Raw genomic sequence first — 14485 nt, 5'->3', positions numbered from 1 at the left:
AAAAACACTACTAATGAATTTTAAAGAGATTCCCATTGGACCATTGATTGAAAAAGAAGTTGCCGAACGCGGAATAGAATTTTCCCGCATCTGTAATTTTATGAAATGTACAGAATTGGAAATAAAAAAAATGTACAATGCTACAAGTATAGAAACGGAAAACTTGTTGAAATGGAGTAAATTATTAGAATATGATTTTTTCAGGCTGTATTCACAGCATCTGATTTTATATGCTCCTCCCATACCAGATAAGAGAACAGAAAATAAGAAGGGAAAAAAAGTAACCTTACCTCAATTCCGGAAAAATATTTATACAAAAGAGGTTATTAATTTTATTCTGAAACAAATACAATCTGGGGAAATGTCAAAAATTGAAGTGATAGAACATTATAAAATTCCAAAAACAACTCTTTATAAGTGGATATGCAAATATAAAGATGAGGAAAAACAGATATAAAGACCTTATTATCATATCTCAAAGTAGCAAGGGTGTGAAATTAATACAACAATTACTATGGAAAAAGCAAAACCTGATTATAAGAGAATTTATAACGACATTTTAGTAAAGGAGTTTCCGGAAAAAAAGGCGAACTGTCAACAATTATTACAGAAAGAAAGATTATCTGTTGTGGATATTTTAGTGCTCAACGAAAAAATTTTTGGTACTCCAGACAAAGAAACTTTTGTTGCTAATCAAAGGCTCCGTTCGTTTAGTAAATCAGATATTCTTAAAATACTTGATTATCAGAAAAAAAATAAGCTCAACAATTTTCAACTAGCATCCCGTTTTAAATTAAGTCGTAATACAGTATCCAAATGGAAAAAAAGCTTTTTAATTTGAAAATGTGCTATAACAATATATTTGTCTCTAAATATGTAAGTTTTTTACAATGAGAGATAAAAAAGAGAATAAAAGGAGATCTGAAAGGAACTCCTTTTCTGTCTATGTTAAACTTGTTATTTGATGATTATCAAGCTATTATATTTTGTTTTTATTAAAAAGGATCAAAATGAATAGTTTATGTATGAATAATTATTATCTTTTTGTAATTATTTATTGGTGATGTTGCATAAAATATTCAATTATATAAAAAACCTGCATATTGAGCCTGATTCGGATAAATTTAAGCGAATTGATGCTCAGCGATTAAATTTGTTTGCATTTTCTATTGGAGTTATTTTGCTTTTGAACGGATTAAGAGATTTGTTTTTCGGTTTCAAAGCTTTTTTTGGAGGATTGTTTATACTCGGGGGGATTTTCCTTATTCTTTTCTTTTTTACGAAGGCACGCCAAAATGCTTTAATATGCCTGATCGCTATAGAACTTTCTTTGCTGCTGGTTTTCTATTTCTCATCCACATCAGGTTTTGGAAATGGTTTGTCATTATATTATTTTGTGCTCATTACTACTTCATTATTTGTTTTTAATACAAGGGAAACATCGAAGCATATTATCGTTGTTTTTGCTACCGCATTTATTCTTTTTCTAACAAGCCATTATTATGATTTTAGGATATTCAGGGTTAGGGGAGTGGAAAATTTAGAGTTTTCAAAAAATCAGAGGCTCTTTGCTTTTATCAGTGTATTTGTGTGGTTTGCAATTCTAGGCTATTTTATCCTGTCGAAACAATTTATGATTTTGGAATTATATCAGAAGGTTCTTCATGGTGAAAAGATAATCGCGAATATGCGTGAAAAACTCAATAGAAAAGATGATATAGATTTGGAAAATCTGGTGAAATTTGCCATAAATGACGATATTGCTTTTATACCCAAAATGAAATCTTCATTTCCCAATTTATATGATAACCTTACTGAGATCAATCCGGATATGACAGGGGAGGAGTTCAAGCTATGTGCTCTTATCAAGCTTGGTTTCACAACAAAAGATATTGCAGAATACAACCATATTTCGGTACGAACAGTTCAGACGAGAAAAAGCAGGCTTAGAAAAGCATTCGAAATATCTTCTGATACAGATCTTTATAAATGGATAGATACTTTTTAGCCTGGAACGGATCTGTTTTGATGGTTTGTTATTATTTAATTAAACACTCCGAAAGTGTTAAAATAATTCATACCACTACAGATTTCCGTAATGAAAAGGAATTTTTGAATATATCATTTGCTGTTAATTTAAAATAATCAAAATAGAATCTTACATTAGAGGCAAAATAGCAAACCATGAGAAAAATAGCATTTCTTATCACTATTTTGATAAGCATGACGCTCACAAAAGCCCAAACGATAGAATCCAGCAGCCGAAGTACCATTGGCTATATAAAAAGTGACGGAACAATCGAAAACAGCAGCCGTTCAACGGTAGGGTATATCAAGAGCGATGGTACTATTGAAAATAGTAGTCGATCAACTATTGGTTATATTAAAAGTGACGGGACTATTGAAAACAGCAGCCGTTCCACAGTAGGGTATGTGAAAAAGGACGGAACGGTAGAAAATAGCAGCCGTTCTACTTTAGGCTATATTAAAGATGACGGAACCGTTGAAAATGCAAGCCGAAGTACGATAGGCTATGCCAGGGGTATTCAGAAGGAATGGGCTGCGGTGGTATATTTCTTTTTTAAGCTATAGAAAACGTTTTTTATAAATAACAGTCATTTTTTAGCTATGATTTTCCTCTAAAAATTAAAATAACGAATAAATAGAGCTCTACATAGAAAATTTTCCTAAATGTGGTACGCCTTAAAGCCTTCTTGGCGTATAAATTGATACTACAAACTGAATTGAATTTTGATGACTAATGACTAGAACGACTGTAACTCTGATTTTCCTTTTAAGTGGTTTTTCTTTTTTAAATGCACAGGAGAAGAAAGACTCGCTGTATTACAAAATAGAAGAATTTTCAGACAAGAGAAAAGTAACCAAATTCATTCACCGTTTTATATTCCGTAGAGAACCGGATTCCACTTCCGTCAGTTCCAGAACGGAGAAATTGTCGCAGGAGACTTACAGCAAAAGGCATATCAGAAATGTAAGGATAGAAACCATTGATCCTTTCGGATACAACTCTAAAGACAGTAAAGAAAGATCCAGATGGTATGATTGGGTGGCAGATCATCTTCACGCCAATACAAGAAATTCTACGGTTGATAATTATCTGCTTTTTAAAGAAGGGGAAGAATATAATGCTCAAAAGCTATATGAATCCGAGCGTTTGCTGAGAACCATGCCATTTGTAAACAGAGTGAATATTAGTGTTTCAGACAGTACTTCCAGCAAAGATTCTATAGATGTAGTGGTAAAAGTTCTTGATTCCTGGAGTTTGAAGCCGAGAATCAGCTATTCCGGAAGCAAGATTGGCTTGGGAGTGACTGAAGAAAATGTACTGGGATTAGGTCATACGTTTGATTTCCTTTACAGAAATGATTCCAAAGAGCATCAGAACTATCTTTTGGGGAGCTATACAGCCTATAACCTTTTCGGAACTTATATCAATGCTCAGCTTCTTGGGGAAAGAGATTTTTATAAAAATGAAAGAATCAATTTCAATGTAAGAAGAGACTTTTTCTCACCTTTAACGAAATGGGCGGGTGGTTTTACTTTCGAATATTTTATGCGTCATGTTTTGCTTCCGGTAGAAACAGATACTTCTTTTCCTGAAGTTCAAATTAAAGTCTACAGTCAGGATGTATGGGGAGGTTATCAGATCCCTGTTTCAGCAGATCCAAGTGAAAAGGTTTCCAGTAATATTGCCATCATCGGGAGATTTCAGAATTATCAGTACAAAGACAGTCCGGGAATTGATCAGTATAAATATTTCAGCTCTTACAACAGTTTTCTGATGTCTGTTGGGTTTATCCAGAGGAACTTTTCCGTTCAGAGGAATATTTTTCAGTACGATTTGCCAGAAGATATAGCCTACGGTAATTCTGTGAATGTTATTGGGGGAGGGTTATCCAGAAATAAAGAAGTGAACCCGTATGTAGGGATTTCCGCTTCGTATGGTACTTTTACAAAGCTGGGATACTTTACGGTGAAAGGGCAGTTTGGACGATTTTTTAATGAAGATAGCCAGAACAGGGAATCTTTCCGCTTTGATGCTACCTATTTTACGAATCTTATGGATTGGAAATTTGCCAAGGCAAGACATTTCTTTTCTCCTACTTTAGCGCTTGGAAATCCACAGCATAATTACTCTTATAAAGACCGAATCAATCTTTCTTCTGCGGATGAATTTCCTGTGTACAATTCGGATTATATAGGAACTAAAAAACTGGTTTTAAGATATCAGCTCCAGATGTTTGTGAACAAAACATGGAAGAATTTCCATTTCAGCCCTTATCTGACTGCAGCAGTGGGATGGCTGGGAATGCCGGATGATAAGCTGCTTAAAACAAAAGCAAATACGAAAATCGGAATTGGTGTTTTAATTAATAACCCTTATCTGGTTTTCAATAGAATTCAGATTTCGTTCACGTATTATCCGCGTGTTCCTTTTGATAATAATTCGGTTTTTGATTTTAACAGTAACAGAAATAATCTTTTACCAATGAATAACTTTGCAACAGATGTTCCGCACTTTGTGAACTTTGGAAATTGATAATGGGAAGAGCTTAAACTCCTCCCATTACAAACATATTTTCCATAGTAGGTACTTTGCTTCCGCCTTCTTTTTCGAGCGTAATGGCAAAGGCCTGTGCATTAGAGATATTCGCAAGTGCGATATTACTGTCCTTATCTTCGGTATACATTCCTGCGCTCACAGGTTTTCCGTCTTCGATGGCCCAAAGCTGGTATTGCATTCCTTCAGGAGCTTTTGGAAGTTTTTCAGCATTCAGATAGACTTCTTTTGTTTTTTTATCCCAGAAAACCATTGCTTTCGCATCCGTATGCTTTTCTACTCCTTTTAGCATTACCATCTGCATATCAGGATTGGAGAACATATCAAGCTTCTGATTCATTCTTTTCATTTGCTGATTCTGAATCTTTGTTTCTTCCGTCAGTAAAGCCATTTGTTTTTTATCAGATGACTGAGAATTCATCATGAATAGATTTCCGGCAACACTGATCAGGAACAATAAGGAAGCTGCTATTGCGTAAGGTTTCCAGGAGGTATTTCCCTTAATGGTTTCTCTTTCTGTAATTTCCCTTTGATCTTTTGATTCAGGAATAGTTGTAGAAAGAGCAGGCTTTATTTCTTCAACGGTCTGCTCCTGCTGAATTTTATTCCAGATCTTAGATTTCAAATCACTTGGAGGTGTTACAGCCTGAGCTGTAGCCAGATGTTCCAAAGTATTTTGTGCTTCTTCAAAAGCCGCTTTTACTTCAGCATTATTCTTCATCACACACTCCAAAATCCCTGCTTCCTCAGAAGAAGCATGACCTAGAATATAAGATTCTATAATTCCGGATGATATGTATTCCTTAGTGTTCAATTTATTGGTAATCTTTTAACAAATCTTTTAATTTTAACAATGCATTCCGCATTTTCGTTTTTACCGTTCCCAGCGGTATCTTCAGTTTTTCGGATATTTCACTTTGGGTATATCCCTGATAATAAGCAAGATCTATAAGCTCCTGCTTGTCACTCTCCAGACCTTTCAGCACATTAGTAAATCCAATATAATCAGAAGAATTATTGGTGGTTGAAAGCTCTGCAGTATTATATACGAAATCGGGAAGTGATTGGTTTTTAAGTTCATTCTGAAACCCTTTTGACTTTAAATAATCAATAGCTGTATTCCTTGCAATATTGATCATCCAGGTATAAAACCTTCCTTTGGAAGCATCGTACTGATGGATAGAATTCCAGATTTTAACAAAAACATCCTGAATAACCTCTTCGGTATATTCTTTAGACTGAACGATCCGAAGAATGATTCCGTACAACGCACCGGAATAGTGTTCATACAGATAGTGAAAACCATTTTCGTTTTTTTCTTTTAATAAAACGATAAGTTCCTCTTCAGAATAGGTTGTTTTAATAGCTTTTATTTTTCTATTCAAATGTAATAAAATAAAACATATTTCCAAAAAAAACCCTAACAACTTTTATTTCGTACATAATGATGAAGAATAATTAAAAAATTGTCAATATGAAAACACTTGTTTCAAAAACCATACTTGTTTTTTGTGCTGCCTTATCTTTTGGCACCTGTAAAGCACAAAGCACGCTTTTTAAAACTAAAAATCCTTATTACTCACGCACCTTAGAAAATACACTGAAAGTAAGCAACAGTGAATGGAAAAAGATTTTAAAGCCGGAACTTTATCAGGTGGCCAGAGAAGGAGCTACAGAAACTGCTTTTACCGGCAAATATTATGAATTTGATGAAAAAGGAACCTATTACTGTGCTGTCTGTGGAAATCCTCTTTTCATTTCTACCTCCAAATTCGCAACTACCTGCGGCTGGCCCTCTTTTTATAAGCCTATCCGCAAAAACAGTGTTAAATACAGAAAAGATACCTCTTATCAAATGGAACGTACAGAAGTCCTTTGTGGAAGATGCGATTCTCACCTGGGGCATGTCTTCGATGATGGTCCGAAACCAACCGGGAAAAGATTTTGCATGAATTCTATATGCCTTGAATTTGTACCAAGTAAAAAAATAATACACTGAAAATCAGTGCTTTATAATTTATTTCATTTTTTTTCAATCTAAAATAAAACCAACCTCGTAAATGACATTAAAAGCACAATTAAATATAATTAATTAAAAAATCAACGAAATGAACACACATTCAAAAATCACAGTTTTAGCAATGGTAGCTTTATCATTTGCTTTCAGCGGAAAGGTAACCGCACAAACGATGAAAGAAAAAACAGTAATGGTAGGAGGAGCGCCTATGTATCCATCCAAAAACATTATTGAAAATGCGGTCAATTCAAAAGACCATAAAACCCTGGTTGCCGCAGTAAAAGCAGCCGGTTTGGTAGAAACTTTACAAAGTGCAGGACCCTTTACCGTATTAGCACCTACAGATGCTGCTTTTGCAAAACTTCCGAAAGGAACCGTAGAAAATCTTGTAAAACCTGAAAACAAAGCAACGCTTACCAGCATATTAACCTATCATGTGCTGCCAGGAAGATACAGTGCTAAAGAAATATGGGCTGCTGTAAAAGCCGGAAACGGAAAAAGTATGATGAAAACAGTACAGGGAGAAGATCTTACTTTCTGGACCAAAGGAAAAGACCTTTACATAAAGGATGCAAAAGGAAATAGTGCAAAAGTGACTATTGCAGATGTTAACCAATCTAACGGGGTGATTCATGTAATCGATACCGTTTTAATGCCATAACAATTGAAGATTTCAGACAGCATATTTTAATATGCTGTTTTTCTTCCTTTATCCGAACACTAAAAAAAATAATAATATGAAAAAGACAATTCAGGTTTCTAATCAGGGAGCTACCCTTGATACAAGCAGAAGAAACTTTTTAAAATTAGGTGGAGTAGGATTAGCCATCGCAGGCCTTACCATCATTGGGTGTAATGATGATGATGATTTTCAGATCATAGAAGAGTCCAAGTATGACCTTGGTAGAGGTGATGTAGGTGTATTAAATTATGCTTATGCACTGGAACAGCTGGAAGCAGATTTTTATACCAAAGTGGTCAACAATTTTTACATGGGAATTTCCAGTATCGAGAAAGAGGTTTTTACAGACCTCTACCATCATGAAGTCATTCACCGGGATTTCTTTAAAGCCGCCATCAGTGGAGCTACAGACCATGTACTCCCTAAGCTTGAATTCCAATACCCTAATGTTAATTTTAACGATCGTAATTCAGTTTTAGCTACCGCAAAAGCATTGGAAGATACAGGTGTGGCAGCTTATAACGGGGCAGGAAAGTATATCACGAATCCCGCTTATCTTGTAATTGCCGGTAAAATAGTTTCTGTGGAGGCCAGACACGCTTCTGCCATCAGAAATTTAATCAATCCCGGATCTGCTGATTTTTCAGGAGACGATGTAATAGATGCCAACGGACTTGATCTTGCCAAAGAGCCCAAAGATATTGTAATGGCAGCCGGAGCATTCATTAAAACACCTTTTACCTGGAAAGAAAGAGGTATTAACTAATCATTCACCTTAAAAATTAACATTATGAATATTCTTAGATTACTGGATAAGCTTTCTCATGATAAGTTTTTCACCACGGAAGCTTCAAGACTGGAAACCATTACGAATATATCATTATTCGGAAAAAAAGCAGCTACAGCAGCTGTACCACTTGGATTGGGAGCATTGATGACTACTTCTGCCAAAGCCGAAACTACAGAAATGAAACTAACAGGAACGGCTTTAAAAAGCACACTTACAGATGCTTTACAGCTGGCACTAGTATTAGAGTATCTTGAAAATGAATATTATAGCATTGGATTATCCACCCCTGGATTAATTCCCAACGGAGATAGAACCGTTTTCATGCAGATCTCAAAACATGAATCAGCCCATGTCGGCTTTCTAAAAAGTACCCTCACTTCTTTAGGAACTACGCCGGGAAATAAACCTACATTTGACTTTACGGCTAACGGTAGCTTTATGCCTTTTACAGATTACAACCAATTTCTTGTTCTTGCTCAAGCCTTTGAAGACACGGGTGTAAGAGCATATAAAGGACAGGCAGGAAATGTGATGTCTAACAAAGTAGTGCTTCAGGCGGCATTACAGATTCACTCTGTGGAAGCCAGACATGCCTCACAGGTAAGAAGAATGAGAGCCAATAAAGGATGGATTGAGCTTGCAGACGGGGGAAATATGCCTTCAGCAACCAATCCTGTCTATGCCGGAGAAGACAACGTGAATCAGGCAGGTTATAATACAGGAACTCTATTTGGTGCAGCAGCAGGTTCTGCTGCGTATGACGAAATTTTAAGTGGCAGCGATGCTCAGGCTATTGCTTCACTCTTCATAGTTTAGTTGTGATTTGGATGATGATCAAGTGGTGCGTCCATTTCCGGGTTCTCCGGGAATGGACTTTTTATTGTGACCTATTGAAGGAGCAGGTTTTCAAATAAAAAGTAAAAACAAGGAGATTTATTGGAAAATAATCAGATTGTATTTGAATCTTTTGAATGTACAGAATTGATTTCTATAACGTTAGTAAATGGAGTGGGATTAAATAAAAAAATCCCCAGTTGTCCTGGGGATAAAAACTAATAACCATGAAACTCAAATTAATGAGATAATCAAGCCGCAAATGTATTGAAAAAGATTCAAAATCTCGTTATTTTGAATTATATTTTTGTGACTTTTTTCAATTTTTATACAAAATTTCTCCTTTTGTTATGCGGGAAATACTATTTTGGATTGAATTTTTAATTCTATTTAAGCCATAAAAAATCTTCCTCACCACAAAGGCAAGGAAGATCTTCAGTCAAAAAGGCATAAGATGGGTTTAAATTTTATCCGTGGGCTTCTACGGATACATCATTCCATTCTTCCCAGACTTTCAGGCGTTGTTCATAATTCTGTTTTACAAACGGAAGCGCTACTTTCCCAAGTAATAAACGCAGTGGAGGGTTTTCAGTTTCCGCCAGTTTAATCAATGCCGGTGCTGTAGCTTCTACCTCTCCAAAAGAAGTTTCTGCTTCTGAAAAAGCCTTTTTAACACCGTCATAAACCGGATTGCTTTGCGTATTGATTCCTGTATGCCAGATATTGGAAGCATAACCATTAGGTTCCACTAAAGTAACATGAATACCAAATCCTTTCACTTCCGTAGCCAACGTTTCGCTTAAACCTTCCAAGGCAAACTTAGAAGCATTATAAAGTCCCATAATAGGTAAGGTTGCCAATCCTAAGATAGAAGAAACTTGAATAATATGACCGCTTTTCTGGTCTCTCATGATAGGAAGTACTGCCTGTGTAAGCCATAATGTTCCAAAGAAATTCGTTTCAAATTGAGCTCTCGCTTCCTGCTCGTTTGTTTCTTCAATAGCACCCGTTAAAGCATATCCTGCGTTGTTGATCAGAATATCAATGCTGCCGAAATGCTGATGTACCTTTTGTACGACCGCTAAAGATTCCTCTCTTTTGTCAACATCTAAAGTTAAAGCCAATACAGAATCTCCATATTTTTCTTTTAAATCCTGAAGTGTTTCTATATTTCTGGCAGTTGCTGCCACTTTATATCCTTTCGCTAAAAAAGCTTCTGCCCATGCTTTTCCGAAACCTTTTGATGCACCTGTAATTAAAACTGTTTTTGACATTGTTTTGTTTTTTAATTAATTGTTATATAATACTTTTTATAAAGTTTGTTTACATTTAAATGACCGTTCGGTCATATTTTAGATAAAAAAAATTATAAGCTATTTTCCTCTATTATTTTTTTTAGACTGTTCCCAATAACATCCATTTTATCATTTTTGCCAGACATTCTTGACATCAAGTGCCCTCCTTCAAGCATAGCAAATAAAACCGTAGCAAAGTCTGCCGGATTCCAGGCTGCTCTGAATTCTTTATTGGAAATTCCCTTTTTAATAATACCGGAAAGCAATTCCTGACCTTGTTGAATGGCACGGTTTACTTTCTCCTTTACAATAGGATTGGTGTCATCAGCTTCCGTTCCGAAATTCAGCAAAGGACATCCGCCTGCAACCGGAGGATGATTAGGATCACTAAAAAAATCTATATATGCAAATAATTGCTCCTTAGATGTTTTATATCGACTTAAGGTTCTTTGAAGTCTTTCAGTCAGCATTTTCATATTATGTTCCACAGCGGCGCAAGCCAAAACTTCTTTATTTTCAAAATGAACATACATGCTGCCTTTAGACAATTTGGTTGCTTCCATAATGTCGCTCATAGAAGTAGCGGCAATCCCTTTTGTATTAAAAATAGGTGCTGCTTTTTCTATAATAAACTGTCTGGTTTCTTCCCCTTTTGCCATGATCTTGCTAAATGAGGATACAAATATATGACCGATTGGTCATAAAAACAAAGTTTATTTGATATTTTTCAGATAAAAATAGTTAATAGCCTTTGAATACCCTGAGAGAAAGGAAATGTTAAAAATTAATTATTATGGTTCAGATCTGCTCAACTTCAATTAAATTTCTAAATTTACCCGAAAATAAACTGCTATGGCTAACCTGAAAGTGCGAAACTTACGCGAGCTTTATCAGCAACTGGGACTTCCAATCGATTATCTTGAAGAAGAATCTGGTTTTACCATTCATTATCTGGAAAAACTTTTAGGGATTTGCCTTTTCGTCCTAATTATTTCAGTTTTTTGTTTATTAAAGGTGCATTCGGGCATTATACAATAGATGATCAGAGATTTGAAGTGACTTCAGATACTGCTTATTTTACCAACCCCGGCAATTACCGCATTTCTTCTTTCCGAAGTGGTTTCACCCAGTATTTTAACGACTGACCAGTTTAATCAAATTGAAGAATTATACATGCTGATTCATAAAGAATACAAAGGAAATTCCCATTATAAAAACAAAATTATCGGTGCTCTGGTGATTGCATTGCTGTTGAAAATTAAAGAATATTTCTTTCAGGATTACAATCCTATTTATGAGGGAAACCGAAGTTCGCGGATCATAAAAATCTTCAAGCAGAATCTTGAAAAGCATTTTAGAGAGCTGATCAGCGGAAAGAGAAATATCCAGTTCAGAGTTCAGGATTATGCAGATCTGCAGGTGCTTCATGTCAATTATCTGTCAAGTGTGATCAGCAGTAAGTCTGGTTTTTTATCAATTATAAAATAAAAAGCAGAAACCTTGGGGACTTTCTGCTTTTGGGTTATTTAATAAAGAAAGAATATGCTTTTACAGGCTTCTTTATTATAGTTACCTATGGAGTCTTTGTTTTTCTAATGTTGTTTCAATATATTCATAAACAGAGCAAATAAGCTTTGCAGGGTTACCTGAAAATACAGAATTAGATGGCATGGAATGAATCAACACCGAGCCAGTTGTCAAAATACAATTATCACCAATTTGTATATTTTGCAGGATGACACAATTATCACCAATAGAGCAGTTTTTGCCTATTTTTATTTTTCCTGGTATACTTGTTTTGTCCAGGCCAATTCGGTTTAATGTTTTAAGAGTTTCATTATGGTTAACAAAACGGGTCGCTTCTGCAATCTGCGTATGATCTCCGATTTCTATTAAAAATGGATCAGATCCGAAATCAACATGAGAAGAAATTTTAACTCCAGTACCTATTTTCATCCCGCGGGCTTTACAGACATTAATATAGGCTTTCATGTATAATGTGTCCCAGACAGCCAATGTTTTCAATATAATTTTATAAAGAAATGTCATATTTGAATGTTCTTTTTTAGGGATTTGTAATGGGGATTTTCTGATTTAGAATTATTAATAACACAGATTTTAAAAATACTAATGATAAAAAGCCTCTATAGGAGGCTTTTTGTATTAAAAATACTCCAACCTAAAAACACAATTTTAAAGGATACACACATAAAAAGGTTGGAGATAATGGAAAGAATAATACTAATCTGGCAATCTAATCATTAATATCAATCCATAGAGCCGGAGTTCTGCGGTGATATTTTTTCATTTGTGTTATAGAATCGTATCTTATGAAATAGAGTAGAACATACATTCAACAGAGGGATATTAAAATGTATAGAACAACTCAATTTCTTCAGGCCATGATATCGAGGGAACTCAATTAGTATTTTTTGATCCATTTATATAAGGTTGTTTTGGGAATTCGGTATTCTTCTATTATTTGTTTTTTTGTCTTTGCATTTATTTCTAAAAGATTCAGAATAAAATCAATTATTTCTTTGGTATAGATATTTTTTCTAAATACCGGAAGCTCTATATTTTCCTGTTTTAATTTTTGAAAATACTGGGGAGATGATGGAGGGGAATACAGCAAAAGATGTTGAGAGTAAATCCTGAAAAAATCATAAGCAAGAAGTTTACTCCATTTAAGAAGAATCTCCGCATCCATAGATTCGCTTTTGTACATTTCCAATAGTTCCTGATGACTGCATTTCAGGTAATTTAGTAATCTTTCTGGACTGAATCCGGTTTCCTGTACCCGCTTTTCTATCAGTTTACCAATATGAATATTTTTAAAATGCATAATAAACAGAATTTGAATGAAAACATCTTTCATGATACAACAAAAAGATGTTTTCATAATAGTAAGGTTGGGTTTTATTGATAAATAGGATTAATTATTATATACTAAAATCTGCATTTTGGTAAGCATTGACTCTGTATCACCATTATACCCGGAAAAAGTAGAAGGAACCACATTAACTTTGGCGGTTCCGGCCCATGCAGAGTACTGAACCTTAAAAATATATGTTCCGGCAGTAAGGGTAACAGATTTTAAAAATGTTACCGGAACAGGCATATTGACTAAACCTCCTAATGCATAAGCAGGAAACGGGGCAGTATTAAAAGTATAATTATTATTAAGTGCAGGAATATTAACCGTAACAGATGTAGAACCTATCGACCCCTGGGAATTATTAGGAAATATACCCGCTTTTGAGACATACGCAGAAGAAATTTTAGTTCCATTTTGCAGAAGGGAAAAAACTCCCTGAGTAGTTGTTGCATTAAAATCTAATGCATATCCTAAAATAGTAAATAAAAGAGTTTGTGTTCTTCCGGCTGGAACAATTACCGTATAGGTAACTCCTGGTACATCTGCCGTAGTTCCCGCATTAATTGTTGCTTCAGTAGTTCCCTGTACGTAAACAGCACTGTTTACACTTCCGCTCACTGTATTCAATGTCTGCCAAGCTGGTGCTGTACCTGCGCCCTGAGAGGTAAGAACCTGTCCTGTTGTACCTGCTGAGCCAGCTGTTGTAGCGTTTCCGCCTACATTCACTTCATTTACTACCTGCAAAGAACCATTCACATGTAGTGTTTTTTGTGGAGTACTAGTCTGTATCCCTACCTGTGAATATGTAGTTACGAAAGCTAATAAAAGAGTGGGTAATAATAATTTTTTCATAAGTGTAAAGATTTTTGTTTTTCATTCTTGATTCTTGATTCATTGATTGATAAATAGAATTTACCATAACTTCAGATGACTCATTTTGTTGACGCAATATTACATTCCGAACTTTATTTTATACAAATTTTGACCTATGATTTACCTATGATTTGGATGTAAAGTGCTGATATTTAGTTGTTTTTTTAATGCTAAGGAAGTAGGGTTATTAAAAATATTCTCTATTTTATTACTTATAAAATACCTGGTAAATTGCCGTTTTTTAATCTAAAATATGCTGGATCAACCTTAAAAAGGGTGGTTGTATTTTATAAAGTGTAGAAAGATGGGCGTATTAAGCAGGTAAGAAATTGGAGTTCGTAATAATAGTGATGTTACATTTCTTACAATTGACTGAAAAGTCTTAAAATTTTTTATTTCTATATGTGTAGTATGTGTGTCGTGTAAAAATTATGTTCATTTCATACCTGAATAATACCTGAATCATATCTGCACCATTCTTATTGTAAGCTCACTTCTTAATTAAATATTATATCATTGCAGAGAAAAACAGGA

At 34.8% G+C, this 14485-nt stretch carries 17 protein-coding genes; 10 read left to right on the top strand and 7 right to left on the bottom strand.

The features are described 5' to 3' along the window. Window positions 1-13: 13 nt before the first annotated feature. From CLU97_RS12120 to CLU97_RS12100, 5 genes are all read left to right on the top strand, one after another. Complete coding sequence (locus CLU97_RS12120) at window positions 14-457, top strand: transposase (protein WP_121488154.1); 444 nt, start codon at window positions 14-16, stop codon at window positions 455-457. Window positions 458-514: 57 nt separating this feature from the next. After that, window positions 515-841, top strand: coding sequence for a helix-turn-helix domain-containing protein (locus tag CLU97_RS12115; protein ID WP_121488153.1), 327 nt, complete (start codon window positions 515-517; stop codon window positions 839-841). A 222-nt stretch (window positions 842-1063) separates the two neighbouring features. Continuing rightward, on the top strand, window positions 1064-2008 hold the full coding sequence (locus CLU97_RS12110) for a helix-turn-helix transcriptional regulator (RefSeq protein ID WP_228437676.1): 945 nt from the start codon (window positions 1064-1066) through the stop codon (window positions 2006-2008). A 176-nt stretch (window positions 2009-2184) separates the two neighbouring features. After that, entirely contained in the window at window positions 2185-2592 is a 408-nt protein-coding gene (locus tag CLU97_RS12105) for a 5-fold beta-flower protein (protein WP_121488152.1), read from the top strand. A gap of 169 nt (window positions 2593-2761) precedes the next feature. Beyond that, on the top strand, window positions 2762-4561 hold the full coding sequence (locus CLU97_RS12100; protein WP_121488151.1) for a hypothetical protein: 1800 nt from the start codon (window positions 2762-2764) through the stop codon (window positions 4559-4561). A gap of 13 nt (window positions 4562-4574) precedes the next feature. Here the strand turns inward: CLU97_RS12100 and CLU97_RS12095 are convergent, their stop codons facing one another. Then, window positions 4575-5396: an anti-sigma factor domain-containing protein gene (locus tag CLU97_RS12095; RefSeq protein ID WP_121488150.1), complete on the bottom strand. Its 822-nt coding sequence runs from the start codon at window positions 5394-5396 to the stop codon at window positions 4575-4577. 1 nt (window position 5397) lies between these two features. Beyond that, on the bottom strand, window positions 5398-5967 hold the full coding sequence (locus CLU97_RS12090) for an RNA polymerase sigma factor (RefSeq protein WP_228437674.1): 570 nt from the start codon (window positions 5965-5967) through the stop codon (window positions 5398-5400). Window positions 5968-6056: 89 nt separating this feature from the next. On the opposite strand from CLU97_RS12090, the gene msrB reads away from it, so the two are divergent. From msrB to CLU97_RS12070, 4 genes are all read left to right on the top strand, one after another. Further along, window positions 6057-6581, top strand: coding sequence for a peptide-methionine (R)-S-oxide reductase MsrB (gene msrB / locus CLU97_RS12085; RefSeq protein WP_121488149.1), 525 nt, complete (start codon window positions 6057-6059; stop codon window positions 6579-6581). 109 nt (window positions 6582-6690) lie between these two features. Beyond that, window positions 6691-7260 carry a fasciclin domain-containing protein gene (locus CLU97_RS12080; RefSeq protein ID WP_121488148.1) on the top strand — a complete coding sequence of 190 codons (570 nt, stop codon included), beginning with the start codon at window positions 6691-6693 and terminating at the stop codon, window positions 7258-7260. Between the two features lie 76 nt (window positions 7261-7336). Next, on the top strand, window positions 7337-8047 hold the full coding sequence (locus tag CLU97_RS12075; protein ID WP_121489727.1) for a ferritin-like domain-containing protein: 711 nt from the start codon (window positions 7337-7339) through the stop codon (window positions 8045-8047). Window positions 8048-8071: 24 nt separating this feature from the next. After that, a complete protein-coding gene (locus CLU97_RS12070) occupies window positions 8072-8887 on the top strand; it encodes a ferritin-like domain-containing protein (protein ID WP_121488147.1) in 816 nt (271 codons plus the stop codon). Between the two features lie 485 nt (window positions 8888-9372). Here CLU97_RS12070 and CLU97_RS12065 read toward each other — a convergent pair whose 3' ends face one another. Together CLU97_RS12065 and CLU97_RS12060 are read right to left on the bottom strand one after the other, a co-directional pair. Continuing rightward, window positions 9373-10179, bottom strand: a complete 807-nt coding sequence (locus CLU97_RS12065) for an SDR family NAD(P)-dependent oxidoreductase (RefSeq protein ID WP_121488146.1) — start codon at window positions 10177-10179, stop codon at window positions 9373-9375. A 92-nt stretch (window positions 10180-10271) separates the two neighbouring features. After that, window positions 10272-10859, bottom strand: a complete 588-nt coding sequence (locus CLU97_RS12060; RefSeq protein WP_121488145.1) for a TetR/AcrR family transcriptional regulator — start codon at window positions 10857-10859, stop codon at window positions 10272-10274. A 514-nt stretch (window positions 10860-11373) separates the two neighbouring features. Here CLU97_RS12060 and CLU97_RS23685 point away from each other — a divergent pair. Further along, the gene (locus tag CLU97_RS23685; protein WP_183084561.1) at window positions 11374-11688 is read left to right on the top strand and encodes a hypothetical protein; all 315 of its coding nucleotides are present in this window, start codon (window positions 11374-11376) and stop codon (window positions 11686-11688) included. 81 nt (window positions 11689-11769) lie between these two features. Here the strand turns inward: CLU97_RS23685 and CLU97_RS12050 are convergent, their stop codons facing one another. From CLU97_RS12050 to CLU97_RS12040, 3 genes are all read right to left on the bottom strand, one after another. After that, window positions 11770-12192 carry an acyltransferase gene (locus CLU97_RS12050; RefSeq protein ID WP_183084560.1) on the bottom strand — a complete coding sequence of 141 codons (423 nt, stop codon included), beginning with the start codon at window positions 12190-12192 and terminating at the stop codon, window positions 11770-11772. 430 nt (window positions 12193-12622) lie between these two features. Then, entirely contained in the window at window positions 12623-13102 is a 480-nt protein-coding gene (locus tag CLU97_RS12045) for a transposase (RefSeq protein WP_228437672.1), read from the bottom strand. A 33-nt stretch (window positions 13103-13135) separates the two neighbouring features. Then, window positions 13136-13930, bottom strand: a complete 795-nt coding sequence (locus tag CLU97_RS12040; protein ID WP_121488143.1) for a hypothetical protein — start codon at window positions 13928-13930, stop codon at window positions 13136-13138. Window positions 13931-14485: the final 555 nt, after the last annotated feature.

Source organism: Chryseobacterium sp. 7, assembly GCF_003663845.1.
Lineage (GTDB): Bacteria > Bacteroidota > Bacteroidia > Flavobacteriales > Weeksellaceae > Chryseobacterium.
Note: the sequence above shows the minus strand (reverse complement) of the source record. Positions and strands in the feature narration are given on the sequence as shown.

Excerpts from the sequence above, each read along its gene's own strand:
- CLU97_RS12115 (WP_121488153.1), top strand. The coding sequence starts at position 515 with ATGGAAAAAGCAAAACCTGATTATAAGAGAATTTATAACGACATTTTA.
- CLU97_RS12080 (WP_121488148.1), top strand. The coding sequence starts at position 6,691 with ATGAACACACATTCAAAAATCACAGTTTTAGCAATGGTAGCTTTATCA.
- CLU97_RS12100 (WP_121488151.1), top strand. The coding sequence starts at position 2,762 with ATGACTAGAACGACTGTAACTCTGATTTTCCTTTTAAGTGGTTTTTCT.
- CLU97_RS12105 (WP_121488152.1), top strand. The coding sequence starts at position 2,185 with ATGAGAAAAATAGCATTTCTTATCACTATTTTGATAAGCATGACGCTC.
- CLU97_RS12075 (WP_121489727.1), top strand. The coding sequence starts at position 7,337 with ATGAAAAAGACAATTCAGGTTTCTAATCAGGGAGCTACCCTTGATACA.
- CLU97_RS12050 (WP_183084560.1), bottom strand. The coding sequence starts at position 12,192 with ATGAAAGCCTATATTAATGTCTGTAAAGCCCGCGGGATGAAAATAGGT.
- CLU97_RS12070 (WP_121488147.1), top strand. The coding sequence starts at position 8,072 with ATGAATATTCTTAGATTACTGGATAAGCTTTCTCATGATAAGTTTTTC.
- CLU97_RS23685 (WP_183084561.1), top strand. The coding sequence starts at position 11,374 with ATGCTGATTCATAAAGAATACAAAGGAAATTCCCATTATAAAAACAAA.
- CLU97_RS12045 (WP_228437672.1), bottom strand. The coding sequence starts at position 13,102 with ATGAAAACATCTTTTTGTTGTATCATGAAAGATGTTTTCATTCAAATT.
- msrB (WP_121488149.1), top strand. The coding sequence starts at position 6,057 with ATGAAAACACTTGTTTCAAAAACCATACTTGTTTTTTGTGCTGCCTTA.
- CLU97_RS12040 (WP_121488143.1), bottom strand. The coding sequence starts at position 13,930 with ATGAAAAAATTATTATTACCCACTCTTTTATTAGCTTTCGTAACTACA.
- CLU97_RS12110 (WP_228437676.1), top strand. The coding sequence starts at position 1,064 with ATGTTGCATAAAATATTCAATTATATAAAAAACCTGCATATTGAGCCT.
- CLU97_RS12120 (WP_121488154.1), top strand. The coding sequence starts at position 14 with ATGAATTTTAAAGAGATTCCCATTGGACCATTGATTGAAAAAGAAGTT.
- CLU97_RS12065 (WP_121488146.1), bottom strand. The coding sequence starts at position 10,179 with ATGTCAAAAACAGTTTTAATTACAGGTGCATCAAAAGGTTTCGGAAAA.
- CLU97_RS12060 (WP_121488145.1), bottom strand. The coding sequence starts at position 10,859 with ATGGCAAAAGGGGAAGAAACCAGACAGTTTATTATAGAAAAAGCAGCA.